This window comes from Mesorhizobium atlanticum (assembly GCF_003289965.1).
GTDB classification, from domain to species: Bacteria; Pseudomonadota; Alphaproteobacteria; order Rhizobiales; family Rhizobiaceae; genus Mesorhizobium; species Mesorhizobium atlanticum.
In genome coordinates, this window is sequence record NZ_QMBQ01000004.1 from 91,120 (window position 1) to 104,654 (window position 13,535).

At 64.9% G+C, this 13,535-nt stretch carries 9 protein-coding genes; 1 reads left to right on the top strand and 8 read right to left on the bottom strand.

Annotation, left to right across the window (positions count from 1 at the left end; translation table 11 throughout):
• Positions 1-7: 7 nt before the first annotated feature.
• The 8 genes from DPM35_RS14145 to DPM35_RS14180 form a co-directional block, all read right to left on the bottom strand.
• Positions 8-649, bottom strand: a complete 642-nt coding sequence (locus DPM35_RS14145; RefSeq protein WP_112127911.1) for a S24 family peptidase — start codon at positions 647-649, stop codon at positions 8-10.
• A gap of 126 nt (positions 650-775) precedes the next feature.
• Positions 776-1,078, bottom strand: a complete 303-nt coding sequence (locus DPM35_RS14150; protein ID WP_112127912.1) for a hypothetical protein — start codon at positions 1,076-1,078, stop codon at positions 776-778.
• Positions 1,079-1,208: 130 nt separating this feature from the next.
• Positions 1,209-1,751 carry a thioesterase family protein gene (locus DPM35_RS14155; RefSeq protein ID WP_112127913.1) on the bottom strand — a complete coding sequence of 181 codons (543 nt, stop codon included), beginning with the start codon at positions 1,749-1,751 and terminating at the stop codon, positions 1,209-1,211.
• Positions 1,752-1,760: 9 nt separating this feature from the next.
• Positions 1,761-3,980, bottom strand: a complete 2,220-nt coding sequence (locus DPM35_RS14160; RefSeq protein WP_112127914.1) for a 3-hydroxyacyl-CoA dehydrogenase NAD-binding domain-containing protein — start codon at positions 3,978-3,980, stop codon at positions 1,761-1,763.
• 12 nt (positions 3,981-3,992) lie between these two features.
• Positions 3,993-5,201, bottom strand: a complete 1,209-nt coding sequence (locus DPM35_RS14165) for an acetyl-CoA C-acetyltransferase (protein WP_112127915.1) — start codon at positions 5,199-5,201, stop codon at positions 3,993-3,995.
• Between the two features lie 32 nt (positions 5,202-5,233).
• The gene (locus DPM35_RS14170) at positions 5,234-6,406 is read right to left on the bottom strand and encodes an acyl-CoA dehydrogenase family protein (RefSeq protein ID WP_112127916.1); all 1,173 of its coding nucleotides are present in this window, start codon (positions 6,404-6,406) and stop codon (positions 5,234-5,236) included.
• Positions 6,407-6,458: 52 nt separating this feature from the next.
• Positions 6,459-8,255, bottom strand: coding sequence for an acyl-CoA dehydrogenase (locus DPM35_RS14175; protein ID WP_112128464.1), 1,797 nt, complete (start codon positions 8,253-8,255; stop codon positions 6,459-6,461).
• Positions 8,256-8,482: 227 nt separating this feature from the next.
• On the bottom strand, positions 8,483-8,947 hold the full coding sequence (locus tag DPM35_RS14180; RefSeq protein WP_112128465.1) for a MerR family transcriptional regulator: 465 nt from the start codon (positions 8,945-8,947) through the stop codon (positions 8,483-8,485).
• Between the two features lie 461 nt (positions 8,948-9,408).
• Between DPM35_RS14180 and DPM35_RS14185 the strand changes: the two genes are divergently transcribed.
• Positions 9,409-13,446 carry a peptidoglycan-binding protein gene (locus DPM35_RS14185; protein WP_112127917.1) on the top strand — a complete coding sequence of 1,346 codons (4,038 nt, stop codon included), beginning with the start codon at positions 9,409-9,411 and terminating at the stop codon, positions 13,444-13,446.
• Positions 13,447-13,535 lie beyond the last annotated feature (89 nt).

Sequence of the window (13,535 nt, forward strand, 5' to 3'; positions counted from 1 at the left end):
GCCGAACCTACTGGCTCGCCCAGACGATGCGCGCCATCCATTCGATTTCGCGCGTCGGGATGTCCCGGTCCGGGTGGGCGGGGTTGAGCGAAACCAGCACGATCGATTTCACCGTTTGCCGGTCGAGCACCTTGGCCATCACCTCGCCGGCGGTGGTCTTGACGACCACGCGATCGCCCTTGCGCGTGGGCGCGCCGGGTTCGACGATCAGCACATCGCCATTGCGGTAGAGCGGCAACATGGAATCGCCCTGCACCTGCAGCGCGTAGGACGTCTCGGTCGCCCGCGCGGGAAGCTCGACCAGATCCCAGCCCTGCCCCGCCGGATAGCCGGCATCATCGAAGAAGCCTCCCGCGCCGGCCTGAGCGAAACCAAGCAGGGGAACGGCGCTGCGGTGTTGGGCCACCGACGCGGCGCTGCGACCTTCGACAAGTCCGGTGAATTCCTCGAGCGACGCGCCGGTGGCCTCGATGATCTTGGCCAGCGATTCGGTCGAGGGCCAGCGCGGCCGGCCGTCGGACGACAGGCGCTTCGACTTGTTGAAGGCCGTCGAATCGAGGCCCGCGCGCCGCGCAAGGCCGGAAGCCGACAGCGAATAGCGCTCGGCGAGAGCGTCGATTGCGGCCCATACGCGGTCGTGTGAGAGCACGCGCGCTCTCCTTCAAAACAGGAAAAAATGCCTCTGCCTGTCTAGCGCGCAGTCGCGTCATTGTCCACCGGCGCAACCGGCGGATCGTTAAGAATGCCTCATGGCCTTCCCGTTCAGGCGCGGCGCCTAAGCGATCCCGGCCAGAGCTTTGGGCAGACCGTTCTTCAGTTCCTCGGCATTCATGACCGGCACGAACTCCACGGCGGCGTTGAAAGCCAGGAAGAACCGCTCGGCATAGAAGGGCATCTCGGAACTGTCCTTGATGTCGACGAACAGATAGGCGGTTCGCTGGCCTTTGTCGGCCGTGAAATACGCGGCCTCAGGCTTCAGCTCAGACAGGCTGTGTTCGATGAATTTTCCCATGCTGCCGTCCTTGAGCGCCTTGTTGCCTTCTACGGTCGGAATAGAGATTTTCAGCATCGTGCGCATGCGATCGCTCCCTCCGTTAGCGACAACTAATTTACCACGCACGCCTGCTGCAAAAAAGCGAACGACGGCTCGTTCCCCAAAGCGTGATCGAATCCGATTTGGCCAGATCCCGCGATCTGTACCTGCCCGATCACGCCGCCTTGGCCTGTTCGCGCAGGTTCCTGTGCGAGACCATGAAAGCCCGCTCGGCGTCGGTCGGCGGGCGCGGACTGGCGGCGTGGCCAAGCGCCGCGACGACCTCGTCGATGTCGAGGAAGCGGCGACTGCCGCGGTCATAGACGCCGCCAGTGGTCAGGATCAGCGCCGCCGTCTCGCCGCCATCGAGAACGAAACGGTGCCGGCCGATGACGGACGTGCCTTCCCAGGTCTCGATCGACGACACCACCTCGAAGCGCCGCCACAGCTTGATCTCGCGCACATAGGCGACCTGCAGCCCGCCGATCATCGGCGCCCAGCCCTTCTTGCGGGCCAGCGCGATGAGGCCGACGCGCAGGAAGATGTCGATGCGGCCGAGATCGGCCAGCATCATGTAACGCGCATTGTTGAGATGCAGGTTGAAGTCGATGTCGATCGGCAGGCAGCGAAACGCCAGCCGGCTCTCATCGCCGACAACATAAGGGCCACGGCTGGATGCCGTGGCCATGGTGCGGGCCATTCGCCCCCAGACATACATCCCGGTTCGTCAGGCTGCTTCTCTGACCTCACCCTTCTGGTAAGGGTCGAAGCGCTGGTAGAAGGTCTCGCCTTTCTCCGCCATGTCGAGCAGCAGCTTCGGCGCTTTGAACTCGGCGCCATACTTCTTCTGCAGGCCCTTGGCGATCTTGACGAAGCGCTTGGCGCCGATGCCGTCGATGTAGGACAGGGCGCCACCGGTGAAGGGCGCGAAGCCGAAGGCGAGGATCGAGCCGACATCCGCCTCTCGCGGATCGGTGACGATGCCTTCTTCCATCACCCGTGCCGCCTCCAGAGCGATGGCGACCAGCAGGCGCTGTTTCAGCTCCTCATAGTCGACATTTTCGGGCTTCAGCTGCGGGTAGAGATCCTTCAGGCCCGACCACAGCTTCTTCTTCGCGGGCTTCGCCGGATAGTCGTAAAAGCCTTTGCCGTTCTTGCGGCCGAAACGACCATGCGTGTCGACCATGGTGTTGATCAGCGCCATCTGCTTGGGATCGACGGCCTTCTCGCCGAGATCCCTGATGGTCTGTTTCATGATCTTCTGGGCAAGGTCGACGGCGGTCTCGTCGGTCAGGGCCAGCGGGCCGACCGGCATGCCGGCGGCCTTGGCGGCATTCTCGATCATCGGCGCCGGAACGCCCTCGATCAGCATCTTGTAGGCTTCCGACATGTAGCGCAGCACGCAACGGTTGACGTAGAAGCCACGCGTGTCGTTGACGACGATCGGCGTCTTCTTGATGGCGCGCACGAAGTCGAACGCGACGGCCAAAGCCTTGTCGCCCGTCTTCTTGCCGAGGATGATCTCGACCAGCATCATCTTGTCGACCGGCGAGAAGAAGTGGATGCCGATGAAGTTCTTCGGGCGCGCCGAGTTTTTCGCCAGCGCGGTGATCGGAATGGTCGACGTGTTGGATGCGAAGATCGCCGATGATTTCAGCACCGCCTCGGCCTTCTCGGTGGCATCCTTCTTCACGCCCGAATCCTCGAAGACCGCCTCGACGACCAGATCGCAGCCGGCAAGGTCGGCATAGTCCGCCGTCGGCGTGATCAGCGACAGGAGCTTGTCCTTGTCTTCCGGCTTGGCGCGGCCCTTCTTGACCTGATCGGTCATGAGGCTGTCGGAATGCGCCTTGCCCTTCTCGGCAGACGGCAGATCGCGGTCGAGCAGCACCACCGGAATGCCGGCTTTTGCCGTGACATAGGCGATGCCGGCGCCCATAAAGCCGGCGCCGAGAATGCCGATCTTCTTGAACTTGGTGTCCGGCACGCCTGCCGGGCGGCGCGCGCCCTTGTTCAGTTCCTGCAGCGACAGGAACAGCGAGCGGATCATCGCCGCCGCTTCCTTGGTCTGCATGATCTCGGTGAAATAGCGCTGCTCGATCCTGAGCGCAGTATCGAAGGGCACCAGCAGGCCTTCATAGACGCATTTCAGGATCGCGGCCGCGGCCGGATAATTGCCATAGGTTTCGCGGCGCAGGATGGCGATGGCCGGTGGCCAGAGATTGGCACCGGCCGCCGAATAGATCGGCCCGCCGGGTAGCTTGAAGCCCTTCTCGTCCCAAGGCGCCACCGGCTTCAGGCCGTTCTTGATCATGGCCTTGGCGGTCTCGACGAGCTTTGCAGGCTCGGCGATCTCGTGGATCAGCCCCATCTGCTTCGCCTTCTGCGGCGAAAGGTTCTGGCCGGTGGTCAGCATCTGCAGCGCCTGCTGCTGATCGGTCAGCCGCGGCACGCGCTGGGTGCCGCCGGCGCCGGGGAAGATGCCGATCTTCACTTCGGGGAGCGCCATCTTCACCTTGTCGGAATCGGCGGCGACGCGGCCGTGGCAGGCGAGCGACATCTCGAAGGCACCGCCCATGCAGGTGCCGTTGATCGCCGACACAAACGGCTTGCCGCAAGTCTCTATCTTGCGGAACAGGCCGGTCATATAGCCGGCATTCTCGAACAGCGTCCTGGTCGCCTTCTCGAGATCCTTCTCCTTGTCGGCGGCGAAGGTGGCGAGCATCTTCTGCAGCATGGTGATGTCGGCGCCGCCGGAGAATGTATCCTTGCCGGAGGTGATGACCGCGCCCTTGACGGCGGCATCGCCGGCCACCTTATCGACGATGGCGTTCAGTTCGCGCATCGCCTCTTCGGTGAAGACGTTCATCGAGCGGTCCGGCATGTCCCAGGTGATCAAGGCAATGCCGTCGGCATCGACGTCGAGGGTGAAATTGGTGTAGCTCATGGTCTCTCTCCCTCAGACGCGTTCGATGATGGTGGCGGTGCCCATGCCGGCGCCGATGCACAGCGTGACCAGCGCGGTGTTGAGGTCGCGGCGCTCCAGCTCGTCCAGCACCGTGCCCAGGATCATGGCGCCGGTGGCGCCGAGCGGATGGCCCATGGCGATCGCGCCGCCATTGACGTTGATCTGGTCGTGCGGAATGTCGAAGGCCTGCATGTAGCGCAGCACGACGGAGGCGAAGGCCTCGTTGAGCTCGAACAGGTCGATGTCCGACTGCTTCATCTTGGCGCGCTTCAACAGCTTCTCGGTGACGTCGACCGGACCGGTCAGCATCAGCACCGGCTCGGAACCGATATTGGCGAAAGCACGGATGCGGGCGCGCGGCTTCAGGCCCATCGCCTTGCCGGCCTTCTTGGACCCGAGCAGCACGGCGGCGGCGCCGTCGACGATGCCCGACGAATTGCCGGCGTGATGGACGTGGTTGACCTCCTCGACTTCCGGATGCTTCTGCACGGCCACTGCGTCGAAGCCGCCCATTTCGCCGGGCATGACGAAGGACGGGTTGAGGGAAGCCAGCGACTGCATGTCGGTCGAAGGCCGCATGTGCTCGTCATGGTCGAGGATGGTGAGGCCGTTCTGGTCCTTGATCGGGATCACCGAATTCTTGAAACGGCCCTCGCCCCAGGCCTTCGCGGCACGCTTCTGGCTCTCGACGGCATAGGCGTCGACGTCGTCGCGGGAAAAACCGTATTTGGTGGCGATCAAGTCGGCCGAGATGCCCTGCGGCACGAACCAGCCGGGCAGGCCGACGGACGGATCCATGAACCAGGAACCGCCGGACATGCCCATGCCGACGCGCGACATGGATTCCACGCCGCCGGCAATGACGATCTCGTCCGCGCCTTGCGCGATCTTGGCGGCGCCGAAATTGATGGCGTCGAGACCCGACGCGCAGAAGCGCGATATCTGCATGCCGGGTGCCTTGGTGTCGTAGCCGGCCTCGAAGGCGGCGGCGCGCGGAATGACCGAGCCCGCCTCGCCGACCGGATCGACGCAGCCGAAGATGATGTCGTCGACATTGCCGGTGTCGAGCCCGTTGCGGTCGCGCAGCGCCTCAAGCGTTTTCGCGGCAAGCCGCACCGCCGGCACCTCGTGCAGCGAGCCATCCTTCTTGCCCTTGCCGCGCGGCGTGCGCACGGCGTCATAGACGTAAGCCTCAGTCATTTTCGTGCTCCTTGGCTTTGCCGGCCGCCCGCTCAGAGAGAGCGCCCGATCAGCAATTTCATGATCTCGTTGGTGCCGCCGTAGATGCGCTGGACGCGGGCGTCGCGGTACATGCGGGCGATCGGATATTCATTCATGTAGCCATAGCCGCCATGCAGTTGAAGGCATTCGTCGACGACTTTGCCCTGCAGGTCGCTGAGCCAGTATTTGGCCATCGAGGCGGTCACCGGGTCGAGGCCGCCGTCGATGTGGCGGGCGACGCAGTCATTGTAGAAGACGCGGCCGATGGTGGCCTCGGTCTTCAGCTCGGCCAGCTTGAACTGGGTGTTCTGGAAATCGATGACCGCCTTGCCGAAGGCCTTGCGCTCCTTGACGTAGTCGATGGTGAGCGCCAGCGCCCGCTCGATCATGGCAATGGCGCCGGTGCCGATCTGCAGCCGTTCCTGCGGCAATTGCTGCATCAGCTGGACGAAGCCCTTGCCTTCCTCGTGGCCGAGCAGGTTGGAGGTCGGCACGCGCACATCGTTGAAGAACAGCTCGGAGGTGTCGTTCGACTTCAGCCCTATCTTGTCGAGGTTGCGGCCGCGCTGAAAACCTTCGACCTCGTCGGTCTCGACGACGATCAGCGACGTGCCCTTGGCGCCCTTGTCCGGATCGGTCTTGGTGACGACGATGATCAGGTTGGCGAGTTGGCCATTGGTGATGAAGGTCTTGGAACCGCTGATCTTGTAGTGGTTGCCGTCCTTCTCGGCGCGGGTCTTGACGCCCTGCAGGTCGGAGCCGGCGCCCGGCTCGGTCATGGCGATGGCGCCGATGAGCTCACCGGTCGCAAGCTTCGGCAGCCATTTCTGTTTCTGCTCCTCGGAGCCGTAATGGAGGATGTAAGGGGCGACGATCGAATTGTGCAGGCCGATGCCGAAACCGTCGACGCCGACATGGCCGATCGCCTCGATGATGGCGCTCTCATGCGCGAAGGTTCCGCCGGAGCCGCCATATTTCTCCGGCATGGAAGCGCAAAGCAGGCCGGCAGCGCCCGCCTTCAGCCAGCTCTCGCGGTCGAACATCTCGTTCTTCTCGAACTCGTCATAGCGCGGCGCGATCTCTTCGGCCATGAAGCGGGAGGCCATGTCGTAGAGCATGCCAACCTCGTCCGCCGCCCAGGCGGGCTTCGGAAGACCAAGAATTTCGGCTGGGTTTGTCGCCACGATTTCCTCCGCGTTCCGACGATTGTGGGCCGGCTCCGCCGGCCCGCCAAACCTAGAACGCTTCCGCCGGCAGCGCCATCAGCGTGTCTGCGCCGCTGGAAATGCGGGCAAGCCGCGTCGCCGTTTCCGGCATGATGCGCTCCATGAAGAAGCGCGCCGTCGTGAGCTTGGTGTCGTAGAACGCGCCGGCGCCATTGGCGCCCTCCGCGAGCTTCGTCTGCGCGGATTTCGCCATCTGCGCCCACATATAGCCCAGCGCCACAAGGCCGAAGAGATGCATATAGTCGGTCGAGGCGGCACCCGCATTGTCGGGCTTGGCCATGGCGTTCTGCACCAGCCACATGGTAGCGGCCTGCAGGTCGTTAAGGCCCTTCTTCAGGGCCTTGGTGAAGGGCGCCATCTTCTCATCGGCACGGTTCTCCTCGCAGAACTCGCCGACTTCCTTGAAGAAGGCCTGCACGGCGCGGCCGCCATTCTGCGCCAGCTTGCGGCCGACGAGGTCGAGCGCCTGGATACCGTTGGCGCCTTCATAGATCATGGCGATGCGGGCATCGCGCACGAACTGGCTCATGCCATGTTCTTCGATATAGCCGTGGCCGCCGAACACCTGCTGCGCCATCACGGCATGATCGAATCCCTTGTCGGTGAGCACGCCCTTCACCACCGGCGTCATCAGCCCGGTGTAGTCGTCGGCGGCCTGGCGGTCCTTGTCGTCACCGGAACGATGCGCGACGTCGGACTTGATGGCGGTCCAGAGCGCCAGCGCGCGACCGGCCTCGTTATAGGCCTTCATGGTCATCAGCGAGCGGCGGATGTCCGGGTGAACGATGATCGGGTCGGCCTTCTTGTCCGGCGCCTTGGCGCCCGACAGCGAGCGCCCCTGCAGCCGATCCTTGGCGTAGGAGACCGCGTTCTGGTACGCGATCTCGGAGACCGAAAGACCCTGCAGGCCGACACCGAGGCGGGCCTCGTTCATCATCGTGAACATGGCCTTCAGGCCGCCGTTCAATTCGCCGAGCAGCGTGCCCTCGGCCTCGTCATAGTTCATGACGCAGGTCGAGTTGCCGTGGATGCCCATCTTCTCCTCGATCGAGCCGCAGGAGAGCGTGTTGCGCTCGCCGGGGTTGCCCGCGGCATCGAGCTTGAACTTCGGCACGATGAACAGCGAGATGCCCTTCACACCTTCCGGCGCGCCTTCGACGCGGGCCAGCACCAAATGGACGATGTTTTCCGACATGTCGTGCTCGCCGGCGGAGATGAATATCTTTTGGCCGGAAATCCTGTAAGTGCCGTCGCCGTTGGGAGCCGCCTTGGTGCGCAGCAGGCCGAGGTCGGTGCCGCAATGCGGCTCGGTGAGGTTCATAGTGCCGGTCCAGCCGCCCTCGATCAGCCTCGGCAGCCAGGTGGCCTTCTGCTCGTCCGTGCCATGGGTGACGATGGCAGCGATCGCGCCCTGCGTCAGGCCGGGATACATCATCAGCGCCATGTTGGCCGAGATCATGTATTCGGAGACGGCGGTGTGGACCGCATAGGGCAGACCCTGGCCACCGAACTCGGCAGGTGCGGCAAGCCCCATCCAGCCGCCCTCGCGATACTGGTCATAAGCGTCCTTGAAGCCCTTCGGCGTCGTTACTGAGCCATCGTCATGGCGCACGCAACCTTCCATGTCGCCGATCCGGTTCAGCGGATGCATGACGTTCTCGGCGAGCTTGGCGCCTTCGGCGAGGATCGCCTCGACCACATCGGGCGTCGCATCCGAGAAGCCTGGAAGATTGGAATAGCGCTGATAGCCCAGCACGTCGTTGAGCACGAACAGCGTGTCCTGGATCGGCGCCCTGTAGATCGTCATGCCTTCCTCCACCCTTGCAGTCCTGGCCGGCCGGCAAGTTGCCTGTCTCGGACAGGGAGGCCGGGCCAATTGTCGACGTCCCGATAGCAAATATTGACGTTTGCGTAAACGTCAACTTCGTCGCAGCCAAAAATTTTTGTGAGCGTCCGGCAGTGTGACGACAAAAAAGCCGCGCGGCTATAGCCACGCGGCTTTGTATGTCCGGGGTATTTCCTCAGAGCTGGCGATCAGCCGGCCGCGCTGGCCTGCGGCGCCGCGGTGCGCTCGACGAGCATCTGACGCACGACGGACATCGACTTGCTCAGCTCGCCGATGGCATCGTCGATCAGCGCCCGCTGCTTCTGCAGGCGGGCGAGCTGCTTCTCCGACTTGTCCAGCGCCAGCCGCAGTTGCTTGGTGTTGGTGCCGGTCGGATCGTAGAGATCCATCATCTGCTTGACGTCGCGCAGCGAGAACCCAACCTTGCGGCCGAGCAGGATCAGCTTCAGCCGAGCCTTGTCGCGGCGCGTATAGAGTCGGGTCGAGCCGTCGCGATGCGGATTGAGGAGGCCCTTGTCTTCATAGAAACGCAGCGTGCGCAGCGTCACGCCGTATTTCTTGGCCATCTCGCCGATGCGGACGAATTCCTCGCCGGCTTCGGCCGGTATGTCATTGGTATTGGCCGCGGCTTCGCCGGGCGAAACGAGTTTCATGGTCACTGGCTTTCCCCTGGTGGCGTCGCGGTCGCGGACCAAGCGTCGCCTGAGTGGAAGCGGGGGCGTGCTTCCAATCGTGGTTGCAACAAATCAATCGCAAGAGGCACGGCTTCGCACCTTTTACGTTTACGTCAATCCTATACCGACAGCCGCAAGGTGACGCAAGGGCGTTGTCGGATCCGACCTTTATGCCGCACCCAGGTGCCGGCTCGTCAGGCGGCTCACGATTATACGCGTCTTCTTAAGCTTGGTTAACGCCTTGTTTACCACGTTGGGCGAAATGTGCGCATGTCGGTCACCCGTGGTTATCCTGTAGCGAATTTTTCACGGTTTTCGAAGCGCGGGTAAAACCCGGGAAGCTCGCCTTCCTCCGCAGCAAAACCGCTCGGCTCGCTTCGTACCCGGCAAGCTACTGGGAAACCGGTCTTTGGCCGGCCACTCTGAACACGGGCGCATCGATGAACAGCAAGCGGTCCTATCTCGATACACTCAACGCCGGCAGGCAGCGCCGGCCGCACGCCTCGCTCGAAGAACTGAACCGCTCGCTCGAAACGCTGGAGCAGCGGCTGGAGCGGACGCGCGCCGACTTGCCCGACCGCCCCGACCCGCGGCGACCGACCACCGAGCCGCGTTACCCAAGCGCGCAGCCCTACGGCCAGGCGCCGCGCTGGTATGAGGATCCCTATTCCGCGCAAAGGCCCCTGGACCGTGCGCCGCAGAATCCGGCGCCGCAGAGCCCGCGGCCGCAGGAGCGCGCGCCGCAGAACCCTGCGCCCGCCTATCAGGCGATCGCGCGCGACATCGACCGGGTCCGCGGCCAGGAAGACAGCGTCGCGATGGTCGGCAAGATCGCGGTCGAACTGCGCGGTCTGCGGGAGGAACTGCGCCACCAGATGACGGCCGGCCTGCAGCGCGAGTTCGAAGCGTTCCGCCAGGATATCGACCGTGCCCTGCAGGCCAACAGCCAGCGCGACGCGATGCCCGACAAGAGCAGCGCCGAGCTCGGCCTCGAATTCGAGCGGCTTTCGGGAGCCATCCAGTCGCTCGCCGAAAAAAGCGACGACCGCAGCGTCAATCTGCTGCGGCTGGAACTGGAACAGGTGAAGGGCGCGCTGGACACGCTGGCGCGCGAGGAAAGCGTGCAGAAGGTCGACCGCCGCTGGGACGATTTCGACCGCCGCTGGAGTGCCTTCGAGGACCGCGTCGACGCCGACCAGCGCAAGCGCGCCGAAGGCCCGAGCCTCTCGGTGCTGACCGACCGGCTCGAGCAGATCAGCAGCGCCGTCAACAGCCTGCCGGAATCGCTTTCGCTGCGCTCGCTGGAAGAAAAGGTGCGCACGCTTGCCGGCGCGGTCGACCGTTTTGCCGGCCAGCAGACCGCGCGCGGGGGCGAAACGCTGGCGATGATCGACGAGCGGCTGGATGAGATTTCCCGCGCCATCGTTGCATCGACCGTGGCCGCGCAGGCGAATGCTTTCGATCCCGAGACCTTCGGCCGGATCGAGAAGCGCATTGCCTCGCTGGCGGTGCAGATCGAAGAGGTCGCGCAGTCGCGGCCCGGCGCCGAGGTCATCGATCGCCTCAATCTTCTCACCAGCCGGGTGGACCAGCTGACCGGCCGCGCCGACCTGCCGGAACAGGCCATGGAGCGGCTGGGCAAGCAGATCGCTTCCATCACCGACAAGATGGACCGCGCGCCGGCCATGCCCGACGCGGACCAGATATTTCAGGGCCTTGAGCAGCGCTTCGACGCGCTGTCGAGCCTGCTCGAGCGCCGCCAGGGAGACGCAATCGAACAAAGCAATGCATTGTTCCACGATCTCGAGCGTCGACTGGACGAGGTTGCGAACAGGCTAGACCAGCGCATGCGCCAGGACGACAGCGCCGGCATCATGGAAGCGATCGACGCCCGCTTCACCGCTTTGGCCAAGCGCATCGAAACGCGTGCGCCGGATCCCGCCAACGACATGGCGATCCGCGGGCTGGAAAGCCGGCTCGAGGACATTTCCAGCCGGCTGGAATCGTCCGCGCAGCAGGTCGCCGGCATCGATCCGGCCCTGATCCGCAGCCTGGAAGCGCAGGTCGCCGGCCTGTCGGCGCATCTTTCCAAGCCCGGCACGCCGCTGCCCGAATTCGAAGACATCAGCCCGCGCCTTAACGAGATCGAGAAGTCACTGGCCGGCACGCGCGACTCGATCCTGAGCGTGGCGCGCGAGGCGGCCGAGAGCGCCGTCAAGTCGCTCGCCGAGTCGACGTCCAGCACGGCCCAGACCAACGCGACCGCCGTTGCCGGCCTCGCCCAGGACCTGAAGACGCTCGAAGCGCTCACCCGCCGCTCCGACGAACGCAATTCGCGGACTTTCGAGGCAATCCACGACACGCTGCTCAAGATCGTCGACAGGCTTGGCTCGCTGGAGGCGACCGAGACCAGCGAAGCGGTCAGCGAGCTGATCGATCCGCAACCGGCCGGCAAGCGTGGCGGCCGCGGCGGCAAGATCGCGGTGCAAGACGCGCCTTCAATGGATATCGATCAGCCGCTGCCGCTCACCGGAGACATGGGCAGCCTTGAAGGCCGCGCCGCGGCGATCATGCGCGACGAGCCGAGCGCGCCACTCACGCCTGCCGAGGCAGCAGCGGCGGCGGCCATGGCAGCGCTCGGACCGGATGCGATCGGCGACAAGAGCGAGGCGGCCGGCCGCAGGAAATCCATATTCGGCGGCCTGGCGCGCGCTTTCAAAGGCAAGAAGGATGCGGACACGCAGCCGCTTGCCGGCTCGGCACCGGTCGGCGACGTGCCAAGCGTCGACATCGACGAACCGCTCGACCCCAAGGCCGCAAACCGGCCCTTGGAACCCGGCTCCGGCGCGCCGGACCTCAACGCCATCATGAAGCGCGTGCGCGACGAGCGCGGCGGTCAGCCGGCCCGGCGCACCGACAGCGATGCCGCGAAGTCGGATTTCATCGCGGCGGCCCGGCGTGCCGCCCAGGCGGCGGCGGCGGAAGCCGATACGCTGAAGCGGCAATCGACGATGACCGGTCCAGTGAAGGCGCTGAGGATCGGCGACCTGCTCAAGGCGCGGCGCAAGCCGATCCTGATGGCGGCGGCGGCGATCATGATGGCGCTGGCCGGCCTGCAGTTGGGCAAGGCGTTCCTGTCCGATCCGGTCGAAGTGGCCAACAACCAGCCCGCGCCGATCGTCTCGACGCAGACGGTCGATACGGCTTCGCTCAATGCAGCAGCCGCGCCGAAAGCCGACGCCTCGAAGATCGACACGGGCGCCGCGCATGCTGAAAGCGCTCCGGCCCGGCCCGTCCGGCAGGCCGAGCCCGTCCAAGACGCGGCACCGGCCGCTTCCATCGCCTCGAGTCCCGAAAATGCCGCCGCCATGCCGGCCGGACCCGCGCCGGCAGCGCTTGCGACGCCTGCCGAGCCGACGCCGATGGCTTCGGCAACGCCGTCGGAACCCGCCGCCGCGGCTGCCACCGCGACGGACACGGATGGCCACACGCAGCCGATGGCCAAGGAACAGGCGACGGTCACTCCGGCAGCCGACGGCGCCGCGTCCAGCGCGCCGGCGGCAACCTCCGCCGACACGACAGGCGCCGTGCCGCCGGCAGCAAGCCAGACGGCAGCGGCCAAATTCGACATTCCTTCCGAAATCGGCCCGGTGGCGCTGCATGACGCCGCCGCCGGCGGCGACGCCAAGGCGCTGTTCGAGGTCGGCTCGCGCTACGCGGAATCGCGCGGCGTGAAGGAAGACATGAAGGCCGCCGCCAAATGGTACGAGCAGTCGGCCGAGCTCGGCTTCGCGCCGGCCGAATACCGCATCGGCAATTTCTACGAAAAGGGCATCGGCGTCGCGCGCGACATCAAGAAGGCCAAGACCTACTACCAGCTCGCCGCCGAACAGGGCAACGCCAGCGCCATGCACAATCTGGCGGTGCTGTTCGCCATGGCGGCGGACGGGGTGACCGACAATGAATCGGCGGCGCACTGGTTCCAGGAAGCCGCCGACCTCGGCGTCAAGGACAGCCAGTTCAACCTCGGCATCCTGGCGGCCAAGGGCGTCGGCATGAAGCAGAACCTGGAAGAGTCCTACAAGTGGTTCGCGCTGGTCGCCAAGACCGGCGACAAGGACGCCGCCGCCAAGCGCGACGAGATCGCCAATGCGCTGCGGCCCGAGCAGCTCGAGCGGGCGCGGGCCGCCGCGGAACTGTGGAAGGCCAAGCCGCTCAACGCCGCAGCCAACTCGGCCGACATTCCGGAATCCTGGCAGGACAGCACGCCACAGACCACCGCCGGCATCGACATGAAGAAGGCGGTGAAGAACATCCAGCTGATCCTCAACAAGAACGGCTACGATGCCGGCGGCGCCGACGGCGTGATGGGCGGCAAGACCAAGAACGCCATCATGGCGTTCCAGACCGACAACAAGATGACGCCGACCGGCGAGATCGACGCGCCGCTGGTCAAGGCGCTGTTGGCGAAGAAATAACGGCAGCGCGTCGCATACGCGACGCCCTGCCACACATTTGCCTGTTAACTGATTGAGATGGTTTTTGTTTCGACGCGGCGGCGGGGTTT

Bases quoted from the DNA above. Each gene is read 5' to 3' on its own strand.
- DPM35_RS14160 (WP_112127914.1), bottom strand. From the start codon at position 3,980: ATGAGCTACACCAATTTCACCCTCGACGTCGATGCCGACGGCATTGCC.
- DPM35_RS14180 (WP_112128465.1), bottom strand. From the start codon at position 8,947: ATGAAACTCGTTTCGCCCGGCGAAGCCGCGGCCAATACCAATGACATA.
- DPM35_RS14155 (WP_112127913.1), bottom strand. From the start codon at position 1,751: ATGTATGTCTGGGGGCGAATGGCCCGCACCATGGCCACGGCATCCAGC.
- DPM35_RS14165 (WP_112127915.1), bottom strand. From the start codon at position 5,201: ATGACTGAGGCTTACGTCTATGACGCCGTGCGCACGCCGCGCGGCAAG.
- DPM35_RS14185 (WP_112127917.1), top strand. From the start codon at position 9,409: ATGAACAGCAAGCGGTCCTATCTCGATACACTCAACGCCGGCAGGCAG.
- DPM35_RS14175 (WP_112128464.1), bottom strand. From the start codon at position 8,255: ATGACGATCTACAGGGCGCCGATCCAGGACACGCTGTTCGTGCTCAAC.
- DPM35_RS14150 (WP_112127912.1), bottom strand. From the start codon at position 1,078: ATGCGCACGATGCTGAAAATCTCTATTCCGACCGTAGAAGGCAACAAG.